The sequence below is a fragment of the Streptomyces sp. NBC_00425 genome (assembly GCF_036030735.1).
Lineage (GTDB): Bacteria > Actinomycetota > Actinomycetes > Streptomycetales > Streptomycetaceae > Streptomyces.
This window is the reverse complement of the sequence record NZ_CP107928.1, coordinates 7,789,698-7,812,138: the sequence shown is the minus strand read 5'-3', so window position 1 is coordinate 7,812,138 and position 22,441 is coordinate 7,789,698. Positions and strand designations below refer to the sequence as shown.

Genomic DNA, 22,441 nt, shown 5'->3' with positions numbered 1-22,441 from the left:
GCCCCCTTCGGAACTGAACGGTACCGCCCCCGGTCGTCGTTCGGTGAACGGCCGGGGGCGGTCGGAAGTGCCCGATGCGGCAGGCGGATTCCGGCGGCGCGGGACCGGGGGTGCGGGACCGGGGGTGCGGGGCCGCGCTTCCCGTCGGGCTACTCGCCCACCTCGCCGTACGCGGCGAGCAGCACCGCCGGGTCGGGACCCTCGAGGACGGTGGGCCTGGCCAGTCCGTCCAGGACGATGAACCGCAGCAGGTCGCCGCGGGACTTCTTGTCGACCTTCATGGTCTCCAGCAGCTTGGGCCACTGGTCGTGGCGGTAGTGCAGCGGCAGGCCCACCGACTCCAGCACGGTGCGGTGGCGGTCGGCCGTCGCGTCGTCCAGCCGGCCGGCGAGGCGGCCCAGTTCCGCGGCGAAGTGCATGCCGACGGAGACCGCCGCGCCGTGCCGCCACTTGTAGCGCTCGTTCTTCTCGATGGCGTGCGCGAGGGTGTGGCCGTAGTTGAGGATCTCCCGCAGGCCCGACTCCTTCAGATCCGAGGACACCACGTCCGCCTTGACCCTGATGGAGCGTTCGATGAGCTCCGCGGTGTGCGGGCCCGCCGGGGTGCGCGCCGCCTCGGGGTCGGACTCGATCAGCTCGAGGATCACCGGGTCGGCGATGAACCCGGCCTTGATGATCTCGGCGAGCCCGGAGACGTAGTCGTTCACCGGGAGGGAGTCGAGCGCCGCCAGGTCGCACAGCACGCCGGCCGGCGGGTGGAACGAACCGACGAGGTTCTTCCCCTCGGCGGTGTTGATGCCGGTCTTGCCGCCGACGGCCGCGTCGACCATGGCGAGCACGGTCGTCGGGACGGCGATCCAGCGCACCCCCCGCAGCCAGGTCGCGGCGACGAACCCGGCGAGGTCGGTGGTGGAGCCGCCGCCGACGCCCACCACGACGTCCGAGCGGGTGAAGCCGGACTGACCGAGCGCCTTCCAGCAGTAGGCGGCGACCTCCGCGGTCTTGGCCTCCTCCGCGTTCGGCACCTGGATCGCGACGGCCTCGTACCCCTGCCCGGCGAGATCGGCGCGGAGCGCGTCGCCGGTCTCGGCCAGCGCCTCGGGGTGGATCACCGCGACCCGCTTGACCCGGTCGCCGATCAGCCCGGCGAGCTCACCCAGCAGGGCGCGGCCGATCAGGACCTCGTACGGGTCGGTGCCCGCACTGCCGCCGACCTGGATCCGGGTCACTGACTCGCTGCTCATGCTTCCTTCAACTCCAAAGCGTCCAGGGCGATCTGACCGACCTCTTCGGGCGTACGACCGTCCGTCGTGACCACCACCGTGGCCACGCTCTCGTAGAGAGGACGGCGGGCGTCCATCAGCTCGCGCCACTGCTTGCGCGGGTTCACCGCGAGCAGCGGACGGGCCACGCCCAGCCCGGTGCGCCTGACGGCCTCCTCGACGTCCATGGCCAGGTAGACCACGCGCCGCCCGGCCAGCAGGCCGCGGGTGTCGGCGTCCAGGATCGCGCCGCCGCCGAGTGCCAGGACGCCGTCGTGCTCGCCGAGCGCGCGCCGCACGGCGAGCTTCTCGATCGCGCGGAACGCGTCCTCACCCTCGTCGACGAAGATCTCCGCGATGCTGCGGCCCTGCTCGGCGACGATGTCGTCGTCGGTGTCCCGGTAGCCGACACCGACCCGTTCGGCGAGCAGCTGCCCGACGGTGGACTTGCCGACGCCCATCGGGCCGACCAGGACGACCAGCGGCCCGCTCATCGGATGTGCAGGTTGTCGAGGTACGACCGCACGTTGCGGCGGGTCTCGGTGACGCTGTCACCGCCGAACTTCTCCGCCACCGCGTCCGCCAGCACCAGCGCGACCATCGCCTCGGCGACGATCCCGGCGGCCGGGACCGCGCACACGTCGGATCGCTGGTGGTGCGCCTGCGTCGCCTCGCCCGTGGCGACGTCCACCGTCTGCAGGGCCCGCGGCACGGTCGCGATCGGCTTCATCGCCGCGCGCACGCGCAGCAGCTCGCCGGTGGTCAGCCCGCCCTCGGTGCCGCCGGAGCGGCCGGAGGCGCGCCTGATCCCGTCGCCGGTGGCGAGGATCTCGTCGTGGGCCTTCGAACCGGGCACGCGCGCGAGGTCGAAGCCGTCACCGACCTCGACGCCCTTGATCGCCTGAATGCCCATCAGCGCGGCGGCCAGCCGGGCGTCCAGCCGGCGGTCCCAGTGCACGTGCGAGCCGAGGCCGACCGGGACGTCGTACGCCAGCACCTCGACGACCCCGCCGAGGGTGTCGCCGTCCTTGTGGGCCTGGTCGATCTCCGCGACCATCGCCTTCGAGGCGTCCGCGTCCAGGCAGCGCACCGGGTCCGCGTCCAGCTTCTCGACGTCGGCGGGGGTCGGGTACACACCGTAGGGCGCCTTCGCGGCGGCCAGCTCGACGACGTGGGAGACGATCTCGATGCCGGCCGTCTCCTTGAGGTACGACCGGGCCACCGCGCCGAGCGCGACCCGGGCGGCCGTCTCCCGGGCGGAGGCGCGCTCGAGGATCGGCCGGGCCTCGTCGAAGCCGTACTTCTGCATCCCGGCGAGGTCGGCGTGGCCGGGGCGCGGCCGGGTGAGCGGGGCGTTGCGGGCCAGGCCGGCGAGGATCTCGGGGTCGACCGGGTCTGCGGCCATCACCTGCTCCCACTTCGGCCACTCCGTGTTGCCCACCATGACGGCCACCGGGGAGCCCATGGTCAGGCCGTGCCGGACACCGCCGAGGAAGGTGACCTCGTCGCGCTCGAACTTCATACGCGCACCGCGCCCATAGCCGAGCCGCCGCCGCGCGAGGTGGTCGGCGACCATCTCCGTGGTGATCGGCACGCCGGCGGGAAGGCCCTCCAGCGTCGCGACAAGTGCGGGACCGTGGGACTCCCCCGCGGTCAGCCAACGCAGCCTGCTCAACGATGCTCCTCAGTGCTCGCGCCCTGGTACTGCTCTGCGCACGCGCTTACGTCGCGTACGTCGTCGGCGTGACCGGGTGCGCGGCCCTGGCCCGCCGCCTTCGATCCTCCCACGTCCCGGGACCGGACCCGGCCGTCGGTCCACCAACCGGACGGCACGGCGTCACGGGGGCGAAGAGCGCTCCGGACGGGACAGGGGCGACGTGGGCGCGCGGCTCGCCGCGGGAGCGTCACCGGCCCGGACCGCGTGGAGGGGCCGAGCGCCGGTCAGGGCGACTGCCGCCGGGCGCTCAGCGCGTGTTCTCCGGCCGTGCGCATGGCCTCCACGGGGGCCGGGGCCCGGCCGGTCATCTGCTCCACCTGGAGCACCGCCTGGTGCACCAGCAGGTCGAGGCCGCTGACGACGGCGCCGCCGAACATGGACCAGCGGGCGGCCAGCTCGGTCGGCCACGGGTCGTAGAGCACGTCGAAGAGGGTGGCCGGGCGTTCGGGCACCGAGGCCGCCAGCGCGTCGGTGGCCCCGGCCGGGGTGGTCGCGACGACCAGCGGGAAGCGCAGGGCGTCGGCGGCGTCCGCCCAGTCGGCGATCCGCACGTCGACGTCGAGCCGTGCGCCCCACTGCCGCATCTCGGCGGCCCGGGCCTCGCTGCGGACGTAGGCGACGATCTCGCCGGCGCAGACCCGGGACAGAGCGGCCAGCGCCGAGGACGCGGTGGCTCCCGCGCCGAGGATCGCGGCCGACTCGACCTGTTCGACGCCGCGCTCGCGCAGCGCCGCGACCATGCCGGGGATGTCGGTGTTGTCGCCGACCCGGCGGCCGTCCTCGGTGAGGACGAGGGTGTTGACCGCCTCGACGGAGGCCGCCGTCTCGGTGATCTCGTCGAGCAGCGGGATGACCGCGCGCTTCAGCGGCATGGTCAGCGAGAGTCCGGCCCACTCCGCGCCGAGTGCGTCGACGAAGGCGGGCAGCGCCTCCTCGTCCACCTCGAAGCGGTCGTACGTCCAGCCGGTGAGCTCCAGCGCCTCGTACGCGGCGCGGTGCAGCGCCGGGGAGAGGGAGTGGGCGATGGGGCTGCCGAGGACGGCGGCCCTGCGGGCGTCGGTTGCTTCTGCTGCTGCCATGGAAACCAGTCCTTGAGCCTTCACGGCGCACCGCCCGGGGCAGGTGGCGCGGAGCGGCCGACCACCCGCCCGACGCCCGCCGTTGTCCTGTCGTCGAACTCTGCGCACACCCGGACGGACGTCAGTTCTTTCCCTTGCTCGCATTCCACGCGTTGACCAGCTTCTCGTGCTCGGCGAGCGTCTTGGTGAACTTGCTGCTCTTGCCGTCCGTCGAGAGGAAGTAGTACCAGCCGTCGTGCGTCGGGTTGAGCGCGCCCTTCAGCGCGTCGTCGCCGGGATTGTCGATGGGCCCCGGCGGCAGGCCCTTCTCGTGATAGGTGTTGTACGGGTTGTCGTAATTCCGCAGTTCGGCGATGGACAGGTCGATCTTGCTCTGGTTCTTCACGTAGTTGTACGTGGAGTCGAACTCCAACGAGCCGTACGTCTGGGGGTTTCCGGGCTTGAGGCGGTTGTAGACCACCTCGGCCATCTTGCGGAAGTCGTCGTGGCTCGTGCCCTCCGCCTGCACCAGGCTCGCCACGGTCAGCAGTTGCCACGGACCGTCGAGGCCCAGGGCGGAGGCCTTCTTGTCCAGGTCGAACTCCTGGTACTTCTCCGCGGCCCGAGCGACCATCTTCTTCAGGACGGCATCGGGCTTCTGGCCCTTGGAGACGGCGTAGCTGGACGGGTAGAGGAATCCTTCCAGCGGGTCCTTCAGATCGGGCCGGTTGAGCGCCCAGGCGGGCAGGCCGAGCGTCTTGTACGACTTCTTGGCGACCCCCGCGGTGGTTCCCGCCGCCACTTCGAGACGCTTGTCGATCATGGTGTAGACCTTGGAGTTGCGCAGCCCCTCGGCGATGACGAGGTTGCTACGGCTCTTCGGGCTGAGCAGCAGCTCGACCGCACTCGCCGCAGACATACGTTTCTGCAACGTGTAGACGCCGTCCTGAATCGTTTTACCCTTGGGATTTCCTTGCTGCGCCGAGACGAATGCGTCGACGCTCTCGACGACGCCGGCCGCCTTCAGAATGCGGCCGATGTCATATCCGCCCGCGCCTTTGGGAATCTCGACGGTCACCGCCGTGCCGGAGCCGTCGCCCGCGAAGTCCGGGGCCGCGCCGTAACGATTCTGGTAGAACTGGTAGCCGAAGTAGCCCACTCCGCCGAGACCGCCGGTGAACACCAGGACGACGATCAGGCACGCGGTGCCGTTACGGCTCTTCTTGCCTTCGGCCCCTTTGGAACCCTTGCCGCCCTTGGCGCCTTTCCCGCCGCGTCCCCGCCGCTCGCCGCGCCCCTCCGGCTCGTCGCCGTCGTCCTCGTCCTCGCCCTCGTCGTCCTGGCCCCCGCCACCCGCGAAGAACGCGTGCTCGCCCTGGTCGGGACCGGGATCCCAGTCGGTCTTCTGCCCCGGCTCCGGTTCCGGCGCGGCCGCCGCCTCCGGTTCGGGCTCCGGCGCCGACTGCCGCCGGTTGGGCGGCTCCGGCGGCGGATACGCGTCCGGGGTGCCGTAGAAGTCGGGCTGCTGGGCGCCGTAGGCCGCGGCCTGCTGACCGTAGGGGTCGCCGGGATCGGCCGCGTACGGGACGTGGGCATGGGTGCCCGTGCCGTCCCAGCCGCCCTCCTGGTACCCCTGGTGGTAGGGCTGCTGGTTCTGCTGGGCGTACTGCTGCTGCTCCTGGCCCATGTACTGCTGCTGGTCGTAGCCCTGGTACTGCGGGTCGTACTGCTGCGCGTGCCCCTGGCCCCAGTCGCCGTACCCCTGCTGCTGCGGCTGCTGCTGACCCTGTGGCTGCTGACCCTGCGGGTAGTGGTGTTGCTGCTGCTGGCCGCCGTAGGCAGGCTGATGACCCGGGTGGGCCTGCTGCCCTTCCCATCCGCCGTCCCCGTACAACGGGTCCTCCGGATGCCACGGTTCGGAGCCGGGGCCCCGGCCATACTCAGTCATCGATCCCCTAGAGCCGCGAGGCGGTGGACACGAAGCCTTCGCGAGCCCGTCACCGTTCCGCCTCTCTCTGTGCGGCGACTGTTCGAACAGCCCCGCATCGCGCGGAACGTTACCGTATCGCGATCAGATGACCACTTCGACGCCCTCGCCCGGTGCTTTACCTGACACCCGTTCGGATTCCAGCGCCTGCTGAAGGATGATCACAGCGGCTGCCTGGTCGATGACCGATCTGCCCTTCTTCGACTTCACCCCCGATGCCCGCAGTCCCTGACTTGCCGTCACGGTCGTCATCCGCTCGTCCACCAGACGTACGGATACGGGGGCGATTTTGTTCGCCAGTTCCTGTGCGAAACCGCGCACCTTCGCCGCGGCCGGGCCCTCGCCCCCCTTGAGGGAGCGAGGAAGACCCACCACGACCTCGATCGGCTCGTATTCCTCGATCAGCTGTCCGAGCCGCCGGTAGGCCGCCGGCACGTCCCGGCCGGGGACCGTCTCCACCGGGGTGGCGAGGATCCCGTCGGGGTCGCACGAGGCGACCCCGATCCGGGCGTCCCCGACGTCGATCGCGAGTCGACGGCCCTTGCGCATGGGACTGCTCACTTGGCCGTTTCCGCCACGAGCCGCTCGACGGCGTCGACGGCGTCGCCGACCGCGGCCGGGTTCTGGCCGCCGCCCTGGGCCACGTCGGGCTTGCCGCCACCGCCGCCGCCGAGGGTCTTGGCGGCCGTGCGGACCAGTTCGCCGGCCTTGAGTCCGCGCTCGCGGGCGGCCTCGTTGGTGGCGATGACCGTCAGCGGCTTGCCGTTGTTGACCGTGAACAGGGCGACCACCGCGGCCCGTCCACCCTGGATGCGGCCGCGCACGTCGAGGACCAGCCTGCGAAGGTCGTCCGGCGTGGTGCCGTCCGGGACCTGGCCGGTGACCACGGCGACCCCGCGGACGTCCTTGGCGGACTCCACGAGACCGGCGGCGGCCTGGAGGACCTTCTCGGCGCGGAACTTCTCGATCTCCTTCTCGGCATCCTTCAGCTTGCCGAGCATGGCGGAGACCTTCTCCGGGAGCTCCTCCGGACGGCCCTTGATCAGCTCCTGGAGCTGGGCGACGACCGTGTGCTCACGGGCCAGGAAGTTGTAGGCGTCGACGCCGACCAGGGCCTCGATGCGGCGCACGCCCGAGCCGATCGACGACTCGCCGAGCAGCTTCACCAGGCCGAGCTGGGCGGTGTTGTGCACGTGCGTGCCGCCGCACAGCTCCTTGGAGAAGTCGCCGATGGTGACGACCCGGACACGCTCGCCGTACTTCTCGCCGAACTCGGCGATGGCGCCCTGCTTCTTGGCCTCGTCGATGCCCATGACCTCGGCCTGGACGTCCAGGTCGCGGGCGAGCACCTCGTTGATCTTCTGCTCGACGTCGGTCATCACGGCCGTCGGAACGGCGGCCGGGGAGCCGAAGTCGAAGCGGAAGCGGCCGGGCTGGTTCTCGGAGCCGGCCTGGGCGGCCGTCGGGCCGAGGGCGTCGCGCAGCGCCTGGTGGGTGAGGTGGGTGGCCGAGTGGGCGCGGGCGATGGCCGTACGGCGGCGGCCGTCGATCGAGGCGTGGGCCTTGGCTCCGACCGTCACCTCGCCGAACTGGACGACGCCCTTGTGCACGTACACGCCGGGGACGGGCTTCTGGGTGTCGCGGATCTCGACGACGGCGCCGGTGTCGACCTTGATCCGGCCGGTGTCGCCGATCTGGCCGCCGCCCTCGGCGTAGAACGGGGTGCGGTCGAGGACGATCTCGACCTCGTCGCCCTCGGTGGCGGCCGGGGAGGAGGCGCCGTCGACGAGGATGCCGACGATCGTGGACTCGCCCTCGGTGTCGGAGTACCCGATGAAGTCGGTCTCGCCGGCCCTGTCGGCGATCTCGCGGTAGGCGCCCGTGCCGGCGTGGCCGGTCTTCTTGGCCTGGGCGTCGGCCTTGGCCTTGTCCCGCTGTTCCTTCATCAGACGGCGGAAGCCGTCCTCGTCCACGGACAGCCCCTGCTCGGCGGCCATCTCCAGGGTGAGGTCGATCGGGAAGCCCCAGGTGTCGTGGAGCAGGAAGGCCTTGTCGCCGGCGAGGACCCGGCCGCCGGCGGCCTTGGCCTCGGTGATGGCCGTGTCGAGGATGTTGGTGCCGGCCCTGAGCGTCTTGACGAAGGCGTTCTCCTCGGCGAGGGCGACCTTCTCGATGCGCTCGCGGTCGGTGACCAGCTCCGGGTACTGCTGGCCCATCATCTCGATGACCGTGTCGATGAGGTCCTTGACGACGAGGCCGGTGGCGCCGAGGAGGCGCATGTTGCGGATGGCGCGGCGCATGATGCGGCGCAGCACATAGCCGCGGCCCTCGTTGCCCGGAGTGACGCCGTCACCGATGAGCATCACGGAGGTGCGCATGTGGTCGGTGACCACGCGCAGCGAGACGTCCGAGTCGTGGGCCTCGCCGTACGCGACGCCGGTCAGCTCGGTGGCCTTCTTGATGACGGCCATGGAGGTGTCGATCTCGTACATGTTCTGCACGCCCTGCAGAATCATGGCGAGGCGCTCCAGGCCGAGGCCCGTGTCGATGTTCTTGCTGGGCAGCTCGCCGAGGATCTCGAAGTTGTCCTTGCCGATGCCCTCCCCGCGCTCGTACTGCATGAAGACGAGGTTCCAGATCTCCACGTACCGCTCGTCGTTGACGGCGGGGCCGCCCTCGACGCCGAACTCGGGGCCGCGGTCGTAGTTGATCTCGGAACACGGTCCGCACGGGCCGGGGACGCCCATGGACCAGTAGTTGTCCTTCATGCCGAGGCGCTGGATGCGCTCCTTGGGCACGCCGACGACCTCGTGCCAGATGCGCTCGGCCTCGTCGTCGTCCTGGTAGACCGTGATCCAGAGCTTCTCCGGCTCCAGGCCGTAACCGCCCTTGTCCTGGGGGCTGGTGAGCAGCTCCCAGGCGTACTTGACGGCGCCTTCCTTGAAGTAGTCGCCGAAGGAGAAGTTGCCGCACATCTGGAAGAACGTGCCGTGCCGGGTGGTCTTGCCGACCTCTTCGATGTCGGGCGTGCGCACGCACTTCTGCACGCTGGTGGCGCGCGACCACGGCGGCTTCACCTCGCCGAGGAAGTACGGCTTGAACGGGACCATGCCGGCGGGGACCAGGAGCAGAGTCGGGTCGTCCGCGATGAGCGACGCCGAAGGGACGACGGTGTGCCCGCGCTCCTCGTAGAAGCTCAGCCAGCGGCGGCGGATCTCGGCCGACTCCATCAGTGGTCCTCATTCCGGTCGTTCGAGTACGTCGTGTTCTCGATGTACTTCGGGTTGTCGCGGTCGTGCTGTCGGGTGCGGTGCTGCGGGTGGGTGCGGTTCTCGATGGCGGGGTACCGCCTGGGGGCGGGCAGTGCGGGGTCCTCGCGGATCCCCAGCGCCTCCCCCAGCTCGGCCTCCCGCCGGGCCATGTTGTCGCGGACGTCGAGCGCGAAGCCCACCGCGCGGTCCTTGAGGCGTGCTCCCGTCTCGAGGGCCTTGTCGGCCGCGGTCGCGGCGAGGCTCTCGGGGGTCAGCTGCCTGAGCTTGCGGTTGACCTTGGTGGTGGCCCAGACACCGGCGGCGACGCCCGTGCTGAACCAGAAGGTACGGCGGAACATCGCTGGTCTCAGTCCCTCTTTCCACGGGGCTTGCGCTTCTCCCGCCGGGAGACCGTGCGGCCCACGATGACGGTCCGCCGGGGCTCCCTCGCGGGCGCGTCTTCCTTACGGCCGCCGAGGGCCCGGCGGACGCCGTAGCCGAACGCGGCGACCTTCACCAGGGGCCCGCCGAAGGTGGAGGCGACCGTGGTGGAGAGCGCCGACGCGTTCGACGTGACCTCCTGGACATCGCTGGCGATGGCGTCGACCCGGTCGATCTGGGTCTGCGCGGAGCGCACGGCGGCGGAGGCGTCGGCCAGCAGCGGGACGGCCTGTTCGGTCACGTCCGCGACCAGCCGGGTGGTCGCCCTGAGCGTCTGGGCCAGCCTCGCCAGCGCGACGGCGAGGAAGGAGACCAGGATCGCCCAGAACACGGCCACCAGAATGCCGGCCACCTCTCCACCGGACACTGCGCACCCGCTCCCTCGGCCGACGAACACCTATCTCTGGAGGCGAGCCTATCGCGCCGCCACCGGCGTTCCGTACCGGATTAGGGGCGTGCAAAAGCCCGTCGCCCCGCCCGCTCCGAAGGGCGGGGGGACGACGGGCCGGAGTGCGGAGGTGCTACGACCGCCGCGGGCCGATCCGGGCGGGGATCAGCGGGCGTAGTACTCGACGACGAGCTGCTCGTCGCAGATCACCGGGATCTCCTTGCGGTTCGGCTCACGGTCCAGGCGGAACGCCAGGGCCTTGAGGTTCACCTGGAGGTAGCGCGGGGTCTCGCCGTCGGGGGCGAAGCCGCCCTCGCGGGCGATGGAGAAGAGGGTCTTCTCACGGCTGCGCTCGCGGACCATCACGACGTCGTCGGGACGGACACGGAACGAGGGCTTGTCGGTCTTCTGACCGTTGACCTCGATGTGGCCGTGCACGACCATCTGACGGGCCTGGTAGATCGTGCGGGCGATGCCCGAACGCAGGACCAGCGCGTCGAGACGGCGCTCGAGCTCGATGATCAGGGCCTCACCGGTCTTGCCCTGGACCTTGGAGGCACGCTCGTAGGCGCGGACGAGCTGACGCTCGGACACGTCGTACTGCGCGCGCAGACGCTGCTTCTCGAGCAGACGGACCTTGTAGTCCGAGTTCTGCTTGCGGCCGCGGCCGTGCTCGCCCGGCGGGTAGGGGCGGGCCTCGAAGTACTTGACGGCCTTCGGGGTCAGCGCGATGCCGAGGGCACGCGACTTCTTCACCTTGGGGCGGGACTGGTTCGCCACTGTCTCTCGTTTCCTGGTTTCGGCTTGTCAGGGTTGAGGGAGGTCGCAATCCGCAGCCGGGGAAACCCGCCGGGTCCGCTCGGGACCTGTCGGGCAGCCGCTCCCCTGGTCTGGGCACATACGTGCAGCACGCGAGTTGCCCACCGACCGATCCCGGATTCCGGGTGGTGATGGGCTGCCCGCGACACCTTCGACGGTGCGCGACGCTCCTGGAGCCGGTCCGAGGGACCGGTGCTCCGGCTGACTGTCCCGTTCTGACTGCACGGGACGCAGCACTCCGAGGGATTCTACAGGGTGCTCAGGACCCGTTCCGACCGAGGTGCGTTCTGGTCCACTCGACCGCGTCCGCGTAGCGGGCCTCGGCGCCGTGCCGGGTGGGGGTGTAGTACTCCCGGCCGTGGATCGCGTCCGGCGCGTACTGCTGGGCGGCGATGCCCTCGGGCAGGTCGTGCGGGTACACGTACCCCTGGGCGTGCCCGAGTTTGGCGGCCCCCTTGTAGTGGCCGTCCCGCAGATGCGGGGGGACGGGCCCGGCCAGCCCCTTGCGGACGTCGTCCAGGGCGGCGCCGATCGCGGTGGTCGCGGCGTTGGACTTGGGCGCCAGGGCGAGGGCGATGGTGGCGTGGCTGAGGGTGAGGGCGGCCTCGGGGAAGCCGATCATGGCGACGGCCTGGGCGGCGGCGACCGCGATCGGCAGTGCGTTCGGGTCGGCGAGGCCGACGTCCTCGCTGGCGGAGATCATCAGGCGGCGGGCGATGAAGCGGGGGTCCTCGCCCGCCTCGATCATGCGGGCCAGGTAGTGCAGGGCCGCGTCGACGTCCGAGCCGCGGATGGACTTGATGAGGGCGCTGGCGACGTCGTAGTGCTGGTCGCCGTCGCGGTCGTACTTCACGGCCGCGCGGTCGACCGTCTGCTCCAGTGTCCGAAGGCTGATCTCGGTCTCGTCCTGGTCGAGCGCGGCGCCGGCGGCGGCCTCCAGGGCCGTGAGGGCGCGCCGGGCGTCGCCGCCGGCGATGCGCAGGAGATGGGCCTCGGCGTCCGCGGGGAGGGTGACGGCGTCCTTGAGGCCGCGGTCGTCGGACAGGGCGCGCCCGACCAGGTCGCGGAGGTCGCCGTCGGTGAGGGGCTCGAGGGTCAGCAGGAGGGAGCGGGAGAGCAGGGGCGAGATGACCGAGAAGTAGGGGTTCTCGGTGGTCGCCGCGATCAGCGTCACCCAGCGGTTCTCGACGGCCGGCAGGAGGGAGTCCTGCTGGGCCTTGCTGAAGCGGTGGATCTCGTCGAGGAAGAGGACGGTCTCCTTGCCGTAGCCGCCGATGGCGCGGCGGGCGCCGTCGATGACGGCACGGACCTCCTTGACGCCGGCGGTGATGGCGGACAGCTCGACGAACCGCTTGTTGGTGGCCTTGGAGACCACGTACGCGAGGGTCGTCTTCCCCGTGCCCGGCGGTCCCCAGAGGATCACGGAGGAGGGGCCGGCCGGGCCTTTCGCGCCCTCGCCGACCAGGCGGCGCAGGGGCGAGCCGGGCTTCAGCAGATGCTGCTGGCCCACCACCTCGTCGAGGGTGCGCGGACGCATCCGGACCGCCAGGGGGCTCCCGGCGGGGTCCTTCTCCTGGCGGTCTTCCGCTGCGGCGGTGAACAGGTCGGGCTCCACACCTCGGAGCCTACGTCAGGGGTACGACAGTCCCCTCCGGCCGCCCGTGCGGGGCCGCGGTCAGGCCCAGAGGTCGGCGCCCCAGCGGGTCAGGATCAGCATCGCGATGATGCCGGCGTGGGTGACCGGCAGGACCCAGGTGAACTCGCCGAAGAACCGCTTCAGCCCTGCGGGGGCGGGGAGGAAGCCGTTGCGCACGTTGAACGAGGTGACGTACCAGAACATGGTGATCGTCGCGACCCAGGCCAGCGAGCACCACAGGCACAAGGCGTTGATCTTGTACAGCGACTGGTACTGCAGCCAGGTGCAGAAGGCCACGCCGAAGAGCGTGCCGAAGTTGAAGGTCAGCCAGTACCAGCGCGGGAAGCGGGCCCGGGCCAGCAGGCTCATGCCGACGCAGATCACCATGCCGTAGGCGACGAGGCCGAGCATCGGGTTGGGGAAGCCGAAGACGGACGCCTGCTTGCTCTCCATGATGCTGCCGCAGGAGATGACCGGGTTGATGCTGCAGCCGGGCGTGAAGGTCGTGCCCGCGACCTTGGCCTCGAGGATCTTGAACTTGTCGATCGTGATGACCCACGCGGCGAGCAGACCGGCCGCGCCGGTGATCAGCAGCAGGATCGCGAACCCACGGCCGGCGCCCACCGTCCGTGGCTCGACCGCCGCCGCGTGCTCGGGCTCGGACTCCGTGGAGGCGTCTTTCACTGTCGTCTTGCTCATCACGCCGATCCGTCACTTGAGAGTTGGACCATCTTCGGGCAGGGGCCATTGTGCCGCACAAGGCCGACCGTCCACCGTTCGGTGGACATAAGGAACTACGTGCGGCCGCCCCCGGGCGTTCGGTTCCGGCCGACGCTCGAAGCATGACAACACACCCCGAACCCTCACGGCAGACGCACCCGGCCGGCGTGCGGCCGGGCCGCGGAGCGCCGGTGGCGGACCCGGAGGTGAGCACACGCGCGGGACGCTCACGCGTCGCCCTCACCCGGAAGAGGAACCGCGGCCCGTGGAGTTGACGGCGGATGCGGGCGGGGACGCCGGGCGACAGCCCCGGCGTCCCCGTGAACCGCTATCCGAGCCTCGACTCCAGTTCGGCCACGATCTCGTTGACGCCTACCGCCGTCTGCTCGCCGGACTCCATGTCCTTGAGCTGGACGACGCCCTCGGCGAGGTCGCGTTCGCCGGCGACGACGGTGTAGCGCGCCCCGCTGCGGTTGGCGCTCTTCATGGCGCCCTTGAGGCCCTTGCCGCCATAGGCGAAGTCGGCCGCGACGCCGAGCTTGCGCAGTTCGGTGACCTTGGCGAAGAGCACCCGGCGGGCCTCCTCGCCGAGCGGCACCGCGTACACGGAGGTCGAGGCGGGCAGCCTGAGCTCCACACCCTCCGCCTCCAGCGCAAGGACCGTGCGGTCGACGCCCAGCGCCCAGCCCACCGAGGGCAGCGCGGGGCCGCCGATCATCTCCGAGAGGCCGTCGTAACGGCCTCCGCCGCCCACCGCGGACTGCGAGCCCAGTCCGTCGTGGACGAACTCGAAGGTCGTGCGCGTGTAGTAGTCCAGACCGCGGACCAGCTTGGGGTCGTCCTCGAAGGCGACGCCCGCCGCGGTGATCAGCTCGCGCACCTCCTCGTGGTACGCCTTGCAGGCGTCGCAGAGGTAGTCGCGCAGCAGCGGCGCCTCCCCGAGCTGCTTCTGGACCGACTCGCGCTTGTCGTCGAGCACCCGGAGCGGGTTGATCTCCGCGCGGCGCAGCGTGTCCTCGTCGAGGTCGAGGCCGCGCAGGAAGTTCTGGAGCGCCTCCCGGTAGACCGGGCGGCACTCCTTGTCGCCGAGGCTGTTGAGGAGAATGCGGAAGTTGCGCAGCCCCAGGGAGCGGTACGCCTGGTCCGCCAGGATGATCAGCTCGGCGTCCAGCGCCGGGTCCTCCGCGCCGATCGCCTCGGCGCCCACCTGGGAGAAGTGGCGGTAACGGCCCTTCTGAGGACGCTCGTACCGGTAGTACGACCCGGAGTACCAGAGCTTGACCGGCAGGTTGCCCACCTTGTGCAGGTTGGCCTCCAGAGCGGCGCGCAGCACGGACGCGGTGCCCTCGGGACGCAGGGCCAGCCTGTCGCCGCCCTTGGTCTCGAAGGCGTACATCTCCTTGGTGACGATGTCGGTCGACTCACCGACACCGCGCGCGAACAGTTCGACGTTCTCGAAGCCGGGCGTCTCGACGTATCCGTAACCGGAGTTGCGCAGCGGGGCGGCGATGGCCTCGCGGACGGCCAGGTACTGGGCGCTGTCCGGCGGGATCAGGTCGTACGTGCCCTTGGGGGCCTGAAAGGTGCTCACGGAAGTCTCTCGTCACATTCCTCGTCGGGGAGGGGTGGGCGAACCCGCTCCCTGGCCGCCGGCCGCCACCTGCCGCAGATACGGGTTGGCGGCGCGCTCCTGGCCGATGGTCGTCTGGGGGCCGTGGCCGGACAGCACCACGGTCGAGTCGTCGAGCGGCAGGCACACGCGGGCCAGCGAGTCGAGCATCTCGGCCATGTCGCCGCCGGGCAGGTCGGTGCGTCCGATGGAGCCGGCGAACAGCAGGTCCCCGGAGAAGAACACCGACGGGACGTCGGTCGTCTCCGGCATCCGGAAGGTCACCGACCCCCTGGTATGGCCCGGCGCGTGCGCGACGGAGAACTGCAGTCCGGCCAGGTCCAACCCGGCGCCGTCGGTGAGCTCGCGGACGTCGTCCGGCTCCCCCACGGTGAGCTCGCCCATCAGCGGCATCCCGATGGACCGGCCCAGCGCCTTCTCGGGGTCGCTCATCATGTAGCGGTCCTCGGGGTGGATCCAGGCCGGCACGTCGTGCGCGCCGCACACCGGGACGACCGAGGCCACATGGTCGATGTGACCATGGGTGAGGACGACGGCCACGGGCTTCAGCCGATGCTTTCTGATCGCTTCCTCGACGCCGGGGGCCGCCTGGTGGCCCGGGTCGATGATCACGCACTCCTCGCCTGCAGCCGGGGCGACGAGATAACAGTTCGTCCCCCAGGCTCCGGCGGGGAACCCGGCAATGAGCACGATCGTCCTTCGTTTGTGTCGATACGCGTGGGCATCTGGGCCGCTGCGCCAGTGGTCAGAGCCTACCGGCGCTGCCGTTTCCTCAGCGAACCCATATACGGTACGGGACACACGCAGGCGGTCGGCTCACAAGACGCACGCGTCCCAGTCGACGTACGAGACGCATGAGGAGAGAACCCGGTGGTCACCCAGGAACAGCGGAAGCGTCAGCTCGCCCGGGAGAAGTTCTTGCGGCAGCAGCAGCGGCGCACGAGCGCCCGACGCAAGGCCCGTATGCGCAACTCGGTGATCGCGTCGGTGCTCGGCGTGATCGTCATCGGCAGCCTGGCGCTGTACACGACGGGTGTCCTGAAGGACGACGGCAAGGACAAGGCGAACGCGAGTTCGGACACGACGCCGTCCGCCGCGCCCAGCGCCAGTGCCGCCAAGGACCCGTGCGAGAAGCCCGCCGCCGGTGCGGTCAAGACGCAGACCTGGAAGAAGGAGCCGGCGGTCACGATCGACTCGTCGGCCAAGTACACGATGACGCTCGCGACGACCTGCGGTGACATCGGCATAGCGCTCAAGGCGAAGGCCGCGCCGCACACGGTGAACTCGTTCGGCTTCCTCGCCGGCAAGGGCTACTTCGACCACACCAAGTGCCACCGCCTCACCACCAACGGGATCTACGTGCTGCAGTGCGGCGACCCGACGGGCAGCGGCAGCGGCGGTCCCGGCTACACGATTCCCGACGAGAACCTGAAGGACGCCTCCCTGAAGGCGAACGTCTACCCGGCGGGCACGGTCGCGATGGCCAACACGGGGCAGGCGCACACCGGCGGCAGCCAGTTCTTCCTCGTCTACCAGGACAGTCAGCTGCCGCCCAGCTACACGCCGTTCGGCACCGTGTCGCCCGAAGGCATGAAGGTTCTGAAGAAGATCGCCGCCGCGGGCGAGAACACCGGCGCGGGCGACGGCGCCCCGAACGCGACGGTCGTGATCAACAAGGCGACGGTCACGAAGTCCTGACGACGAACCGGTGGCCAGGGCGGTCAACTGCCCAATTTCGGTCGTGCGGGATGCGGACAGGCGGCCTGCCGGTCGCCTATGTTGGCCGTGACGAAACTGTGGACGATGCCCAGGGGCCCTGAGGCCCCTCGGAGGCATCATGTGGAGGAGGCGCTGTGAGCAGCGACCCGTGGGGCCGCGTCGACGAGACGGGGACCGTGTACGTGCGTACCGCCGACGGCGAGCAGGTGGTCGGTTCGTGGCAGGCAGGCTCCCCCGAGGAGGCGCTGGCCTACTTCGAGCGCAAGTACGAGGGCCTGGTTGTCGAGATCGGCCTCCTCGAGAAGCGAGTGCAGACCACCGACCTCTCGGCGAAGGACGCTCAGGTCGCGATCGACCACATCCGCGAGCAGGTGGACGCGCACCACGCCGTCGGTGATCTGCAGGCGCTGCGGGAGCGGCTGGACAAGCTGGTGTCGACCGTCGAGTCGCGGCGCGAGGAGCGCAGGCAGCAGCGGGCGAAGCAGTCCGACCAGGCCCGGCACGCCAAGGAGGACCTGGTCACCGAGGCGGAGCAGCTCGCGCAGTCCGACCAGTGGCGGGCCGCCGGTGAGCGGCTGCGCGCGCTGGTGGACACGTGGAAGGGGCTGCCCCGGCTCGACCGCAAGTCGGACGACGAACTGTGGCACCGCTTCTCGCACGCGCGCTCGGCGTTCTCCAAGCGCCGCAAGGCGCACTTCGCGCAGCTGGACGCACAGCGCGAGGAGGCCCGCCGGATCAAGGAGCGGCTGGTCTCCGAGGCCGAGGGCCTGTCCGGTTCGACGGACTGGGGTCCGACCGCCGCGCGCTACCGCGAGCTGATGGCGGACTGGAAGGCCGCCGGCCGTGCCCAGCGTGAGCACGAGGACGATCTGTGGAACCGCTTCCGCGGCGCCCAGGACGTCTTCTTCGCCGCCCGCAGCTCGGTCTTCGCCGAGCGGGACGCGGAGCAGACGGAGAACCTGAAGCTCAAGGAGGAGCTGGCCGAGGAGGCCGAGAAGCTGCTCCCGATCGGCGAGCTGAAGGCGGCGCGGGCCGCGTTCCGTTCGATCAACGAGCGCTGGGAGGCCATCGGCCACGTCCCGCGGGACGCCCGCCCGAAGGTCGAGGGCCGGATGCACGCCGTGGAGCGGGCGATCCAGGAGTCCGAGGAGGCGGAGTGGCGCCGGACGAACCCGGAGGCACGCGCGCGTGCCGCGGGTCTCACCGGTCAGCTCCAGGGCGCCGTGGACAAGCTGAAGACGCAGATCGAGCAGGCCCGCGCCCAGGGCAACTCGGCGAAGGCCGACAAGCTGGAGCGGGAGCTGGAGGGCCGTCAGGCGCTGCTGGACCAGGCTCTGAAGGGTCTGCACGAGTTCGGCGGCTGAGGCGGGCCGGCGCCCTCCGAGGGCCGGCCGCAGGCAGCGAAGCGGCCCCCGTACCTGGTGTACGGGGGCCGCTTCCGCGTTCTCGCCGCCGTTCTACGGCCGGCGCGCCGACGTCACCCGGTACACGTCGTAGACGCCCTCGACGCCTCGTACGGCCTTCAGGACGTGCCCGAGATGCTTGGGGTCGCCCATCTCGAAGGTGAAGCGGGAGGTGGCCACCCGGTCGCGGGACGTCTGGACGGCCGCGGAGAGGATGTTGACGTGCTGGTCGGACAGGACGCGCGTGACGTCCGAGAGGAGCCGGGAGCGGTCGAGCGCCTCGACCTGGATCGCGACGAGGAAGACCGAGGACTGCGTGGGCGCCCACTCGACCTCGAGGATCCGTTCGGGCTCCCGTGACAGTGACTCCACGTTGACGCAGTCGCTGCGGTGAACCGATACGCCGCTGCCCCGCGTGACGAAGCCGATGATGGGATCGCCGGGCACGGGCGTACAGCAGCGGGCCAGCTTGACCCACACGTCGTCGACGCCCTTGACAACGACACCGGGATCCTGGTTGCTGCGCCGCTTGCGGCCGCGGCTCCGGGACGGCGGGACCGTCTCGTCGATCTCCTCGGAGGCGGCCTCCTCGCCGCCGAGCGCCTGGACGAGCTTCTGCACGATGTTCTGCGCGGAGACATGGCCCTCGCCGATCGCCGCGTACAGCGCGGAGATGTCCGAGTACCGCATCTCGTGCGCGAGCGTCACCAGCGAGTCGCCGGTCAGGATGCGCTGGATCGGCAGGTTCTGCTTGCGCATGGCGCGGACGATGGCGTCCTTGCCCTGCTCGATCGCCTCGTCGCGGCGCTCCTTGGAGAACCAGGCGCGGATCTTGTTGCGGGCGCGCGGTGACTTGACGAAGTTGAGCCAGTCCCTGGACGGCCCCGCCCCGGCCGCCTTGGAGGTGAAGACCTCCACCAGGTCGCCGTTGTCCAGGGTCGACTCCAGCGGCACGAGACGCCCGTTGACCCGGGCTCCTATCGTGCGGTGGCCCACCTCGGTGTGCACCGCGTACGAGAAGTCCACCGGTGTCGCACCGGCCGGGAGCGCTATCACGTCGCCCTTCGGCGTGAAGACGAAGACCTCGTTGCGCGACAGGTCGAAGCGCAGGGACTCCAGGAACTCGCCCGGGTCCTCGGTCTCCTTCTGCCAGTCGAGGAGCTGGCGCAGCCAGGCCATGTCGTTGAGGTGGTCGTCCTTGCCGGTGGTCCTCGGCTGGTCCGAGCGCACCTTCGAGGCGCCGGCGACGGCCTCCTGCTTGTACTTCCAGTGCGCGGCGATGCCGTACTCGGCGCGGCGGTGCATGTCGAACGTACGGATCTGGAGTTCGACCGGCTTGCCGTTCGGGCCGATGACCGTCGTGTGCAGCGACTGGTACATGTTGAACTTGGGCATCGCGATGTAGTCCTTGAACCGGCCGGGGACCGGGTTCCATCGCGCGTGCACGGTGCCGAGCGCCGCGTAGCAGTCGCGGACGGTGTCCACGAGGACGCGGATGCCCACCAGGTCGTAGATCTCCGCGAAGTCGCGGCCGCGGACGATCATCTTCTGGTAGACGCTGTAGTAGTGCTTCGGGCGGCCGGTGACGGTCGCCTTGATGCGGGCGGCCCGCAGGTCGGCCTGCACCTCGTCGGTCACTATGGCCAGGTACTCGTCGCGCTTGGGGGCCCGCTCGGCGACCAGGCGGACGATCTCGTCGTACATCTTGGGGTAGAGGATCGCGAAGGCGAGGTCCTCCAGCTCCCACTTGATGGTGTTCATGCCCAGGCGGTGGGCGAGGGGCGCGTAGATCTCGAGGGTCTCGCGCGCCTTCTTCTCCTGCTTCTCCCGCTTGAGGTAGCGCATGGTCCGCATGTTGTGCAGGCGGTCCGCGAGCTTGATGACCAGCACCCGGGGGTCCTTGGCCATGGCGACGACCATCTTGCGCACGGTCTCGGCCTGCGCGGCCTCGCCGAACTTCACCTTGTCCAGCTTGGTGACGCCGTCGACGAGCAGGGCGACCTGGTCGCCGAAGTCGCGGCGCAGGTCCTCCAGGCCGTACTCGGTGTCCTCGACGGTGTCGTGCAGGAGGCCCGCCATGAGGGTGGCCGGATCCATGCCCAGCTCGGCCAGGATCGTGGTCACCGCGAGGGGGTGGGTGATGTACGGGTCGCCGCTCTTGCGCTTCTGGCCGCGGTGCCAGCGCTCGGCGACCTGGTAGGACTTCTCGATCTGGCGCAGGGTGGCCGTCTCGATCTTCGGGTCGTTGCTGCGCACTATCCGCAGCAGCGGCTCCAGGACCGGGTTGTACGGGTTCTGGCGCTGGACGCCGAGCCGGGCGAGACGGGCGCGGACGCGGTTGGAGGAGCCGGAGCGGGCGGCCTGCTGCGGGGCGGGCGCCTGACGGCCGGCGGGCGCCGCTGTCGTGCCTTCGGGCGGAGCCGGCTTGGGACGGGGCTGCTCGGCCGGCCCGTCGGCGGGCGCGGAACGGTCGTGCTCGGCCGGGCCGCGGCTGTCGTCCGGCGCCTGCGACGCGGGGGTGGCCGCGGGCGCCGAGGCGGACTCGGGCTTGGCGGCTGTCAGGTGCTGGGCCTCGTCTGGCAAGAGGGCTCCTCGTGCGCGATCCGGGTCCCCGGTCAGGCTCCGGAGCACCCATCGTAGCGATCCTGCGCTCCAGGATCGCCTCCAGGCCGGTGTGAGGGCCGTGTACCGGTGAAACGCGAGGGGCGGGCGCCGGATTCCTCCGGGGCCCGCCCGTTCGTGCACGGCGGTGCGCACACCGCGTTCAGATGGTGAGCAGCGCCTCCACGGGCGCCCCGCGCAGGGCCGCCTCCAGACGGGGGCGACCGGCGAGGAAGCCCAGTTCCATCAGGACCGCGACCCCGGCCACATCGGCTCCGGCACGGTGGATCAGCTGGATCGACGCCTCCGCGGTACCGCCGGTGGCGAGCACGTCGTCGACGATGAGCACACGGTCGCCCGCGGTCAGGTCCTCCGCGTGCACCTCGATCTCGGCCGAGCCGTACTCCAGGTCGTAGGCCTGGCTGAGGGTCGCTCCGGGGAGCTTGCCCGCCTTGCGCACGGGGATGAAGCCGAGGCCGGCGCGGACGGCGACCGGAGCGCCCAGGATGAATCCACGGGCTTCCAGGCCGACGACCTTGGTGGCGCCGGTGCGCTCGGCGATCTGCGCGAACGCGTCGGTGAGCGCGGTGAACGCCGCCGGGTCCGCCAGGAGCGGGGTGATGTCCTTGAACATCACGCCCGGCTCCGGGTAGTCGGCCACGTCCCGGATGCGGCTGAGGAGCAGCTCCTCCACGCCGGTCACCGTCGCTTCCCCGACGGACGGCCCCGGCCACGGCCACGGGACGCGGGCTGGTTGCGCGGGCCGACGACCGCCGGCGTCGCGTCCTCCTCGTCGTAACCGTCCGCGGTGCCCGGCACGTCGCGCTCGTCCTCGGCCGGGGACTGGGCCCGCTTGGCGAGGACGCGCTTCTTCAGCGCCTTGTACTGCGGCTCGAGTTCCTTGAGGTCGGCGACGAGCGGCGTGGCGATGAAGATCGAGGAGTAGGCGCCCGCCGCGAGACCGACGAACAGCGACAGCGAGATGTCGTTGAGCGTGCCCGCGCCGAGGAAGCCGCCGCCGATGAACAGCAGGCCCGCCACCGGCAGCAGTGCGACGACCGTGGTGTTGATGGAGCGGACCAGGGTGCCGTTGATCGAGCGGTTGGCGACCTCGCTGTAGGTGAAGCGGGTCTGCTTCGTGAGGTCCTTCGTCTGCTCCTTGAGGGAGTCGAAGACGACGACCGTGTCGTACAGCGAGTAACCGAGGATGGTCAGCAGACCGATCACCGTGCCGGGCGTGACCTCGAAGCCGACGAGGGCGTAGATGCCGACCGTGATGGTGATGTCGTGGATCAGGGCGACGAGGGCGGCGATGGCCATCCGCCACTCGAAGGCGATCGCCAGATAGATCACCACCAGGACCATGAAGATCGCCAGGCCCTGCCAGGCCTTGCCGGCGATCTGGTCGCCCCAGCTGGGACCGACGAGGTCGGCGGCGATGGTCTCCGGGTTGACCTTGAAGTCCTCGGCGAGCTTGTTCTTGATCGCGTCGGACTGCTGGATGTCCATGCCGGCGATCTGGATGCGCACCGTGCCGTTGTCGAGCTTCTGTACGACCGCGTCGTGGCCTGAAGCGGCCTTCGCCGCCTCCTCTGCCTGGGCGACGGAGATACTGCCGCCCTTCGCCGTCGTGAAGACGGCGCCGCCCTGGAAGTCGATGCCCATGTTCAGGCCGCGCACCGCCAGGCCGAGGACGGCCGTGATGGTGATCAGGATCGAGATGCCGTACCAGAGCTTGCGGTGCCCGATGAAGTCGTAGCTGATCTCGCCACGGTGCAGCCGGGCGCCGAGGTTACCGAGTTTGGACAT

19 protein-coding genes are annotated in these 22,441 nt (G+C 70.5%); 2 read left to right on the top strand and 17 right to left on the bottom strand.

Annotated elements, in window-relative coordinates:
- Positions 1-149: 149 nt before the first annotated feature.
- The 14 genes from aroB to OHS82_RS34345 form a co-directional block, all read right to left on the bottom strand.
- Complete coding sequence (gene aroB, locus OHS82_RS34410; RefSeq protein ID WP_307041146.1) at positions 150-1,244, bottom strand: 3-dehydroquinate synthase; 1,095 nt, start codon at positions 1,242-1,244, stop codon at positions 150-152.
- The gene (locus OHS82_RS34405; RefSeq protein WP_057580343.1) at positions 1,241-1,756 is read right to left on the bottom strand and encodes a shikimate kinase; all 516 of its coding nucleotides are present in this window, start codon (positions 1,754-1,756) and stop codon (positions 1,241-1,243) included. The genes aroB and OHS82_RS34405 overlap by 4 nt, the downstream gene beginning before the upstream one ends.
- Positions 1,753-2,937: a chorismate synthase gene (aroC, locus tag OHS82_RS34400; RefSeq protein ID WP_057580344.1), complete on the bottom strand. Its 1,185-nt coding sequence runs from the start codon at positions 2,935-2,937 to the stop codon at positions 1,753-1,755. Before aroC ends, OHS82_RS34405 begins: the two co-directional genes overlap by 4 nt.
- Before the next feature lie 266 nt (positions 2,938-3,203).
- Positions 3,204-4,058 carry a shikimate dehydrogenase gene (locus OHS82_RS34395; RefSeq protein ID WP_057580345.1) on the bottom strand — a complete coding sequence of 285 codons (855 nt, stop codon included), beginning with the start codon at positions 4,056-4,058 and terminating at the stop codon, positions 3,204-3,206.
- Between the two features lie 121 nt (positions 4,059-4,179).
- Positions 4,180-5,985, bottom strand: coding sequence for an endolytic transglycosylase MltG (gene mltG / locus OHS82_RS34390; protein WP_328435174.1), 1,806 nt, complete (start codon positions 5,983-5,985; stop codon positions 4,180-4,182).
- A 123-nt stretch (positions 5,986-6,108) separates the two neighbouring features.
- Positions 6,109-6,573, bottom strand: a complete 465-nt coding sequence (gene ruvX, locus OHS82_RS34385) for a Holliday junction resolvase RuvX (protein WP_057580347.1) — start codon at positions 6,571-6,573, stop codon at positions 6,109-6,111.
- Positions 6,574-6,581: 8 nt separating this feature from the next.
- Entirely contained in the window at positions 6,582-9,254 is a 2,673-nt protein-coding gene (gene alaS / locus OHS82_RS34380) for an alanine--tRNA ligase (RefSeq protein WP_057580348.1), read from the bottom strand.
- Positions 9,254-9,634 carry a hypothetical protein gene (locus OHS82_RS34375; RefSeq protein ID WP_057580349.1) on the bottom strand — a complete coding sequence of 127 codons (381 nt, stop codon included), beginning with the start codon at positions 9,632-9,634 and terminating at the stop codon, positions 9,254-9,256. The genes alaS and OHS82_RS34375 overlap by 1 nt, the downstream gene beginning before the upstream one ends.
- Before the next feature lie 8 nt (positions 9,635-9,642).
- On the bottom strand, positions 9,643-10,083 hold the full coding sequence (locus OHS82_RS34370; protein ID WP_057580350.1) for a DUF948 domain-containing protein: 441 nt from the start codon (positions 10,081-10,083) through the stop codon (positions 9,643-9,645).
- 186 nt (positions 10,084-10,269) lie between these two features.
- Positions 10,270-10,884 (bottom strand): 30S ribosomal protein S4, encoded by a 615-nt coding sequence (gene rpsD, locus OHS82_RS34365; protein ID WP_007491489.1) that lies wholly within the window; start codon positions 10,882-10,884, stop codon positions 10,270-10,272.
- A 298-nt stretch (positions 10,885-11,182) separates the two neighbouring features.
- Positions 11,183-12,538: a replication-associated recombination protein A gene (locus OHS82_RS34360; protein WP_057580351.1), complete on the bottom strand. Its 1,356-nt coding sequence runs from the start codon at positions 12,536-12,538 to the stop codon at positions 11,183-11,185.
- Positions 12,539-12,598: 60 nt separating this feature from the next.
- Positions 12,599-13,258: a vitamin K epoxide reductase family protein gene (locus OHS82_RS34355; RefSeq protein WP_057580352.1), complete on the bottom strand. Its 660-nt coding sequence runs from the start codon at positions 13,256-13,258 to the stop codon at positions 12,599-12,601.
- Between the two features lie 349 nt (positions 13,259-13,607).
- The gene (hisS, locus tag OHS82_RS34350) at positions 13,608-14,870 is read right to left on the bottom strand and encodes a histidine--tRNA ligase (protein WP_057580353.1); all 1,263 of its coding nucleotides are present in this window, start codon (positions 14,868-14,870) and stop codon (positions 13,608-13,610) included.
- A gap of 12 nt (positions 14,871-14,882) precedes the next feature.
- Positions 14,883-15,599 (bottom strand): MBL fold metallo-hydrolase, encoded by a 717-nt coding sequence (locus tag OHS82_RS34345; protein WP_057580354.1) that lies wholly within the window; start codon positions 15,597-15,599, stop codon positions 14,883-14,885.
- A 180-nt stretch (positions 15,600-15,779) separates the two neighbouring features.
- Here OHS82_RS34345 and OHS82_RS34340 point away from each other — a divergent pair, with 180 nt between their 5' ends.
- Positions 15,780-16,607: a peptidylprolyl isomerase gene (locus OHS82_RS34340; protein WP_057580355.1), complete on the top strand. Its 828-nt coding sequence runs from the start codon at positions 15,780-15,782 to the stop codon at positions 16,605-16,607.
- Between the two features lie 155 nt (positions 16,608-16,762).
- Complete coding sequence (locus tag OHS82_RS34335) at positions 16,763-17,992, top strand: DUF349 domain-containing protein (RefSeq protein ID WP_328435173.1); 1,230 nt, start codon at positions 16,763-16,765, stop codon at positions 17,990-17,992.
- A 93-nt stretch (positions 17,993-18,085) separates the two neighbouring features.
- Here the strand turns inward: OHS82_RS34335 and OHS82_RS34330 are convergent, their stop codons facing one another.
- The 3 genes from OHS82_RS34330 to secF form a co-directional block, all read right to left on the bottom strand.
- Positions 18,086-20,614, bottom strand: a complete 2,529-nt coding sequence (locus tag OHS82_RS34330; protein ID WP_328435172.1) for a RelA/SpoT family protein — start codon at positions 20,612-20,614, stop codon at positions 18,086-18,088.
- A gap of 181 nt (positions 20,615-20,795) precedes the next feature.
- Positions 20,796-21,335, bottom strand: a complete 540-nt coding sequence (locus OHS82_RS34325) for an adenine phosphoribosyltransferase (protein WP_057580358.1) — start codon at positions 21,333-21,335, stop codon at positions 20,796-20,798.
- Positions 21,332-22,441: a protein translocase subunit SecF gene (gene secF / locus OHS82_RS34320; protein WP_328435171.1), complete on the bottom strand. Its 1,110-nt coding sequence runs from the start codon at positions 22,439-22,441 to the stop codon at positions 21,332-21,334. The genes OHS82_RS34325 and secF overlap by 4 nt, the downstream gene beginning before the upstream one ends.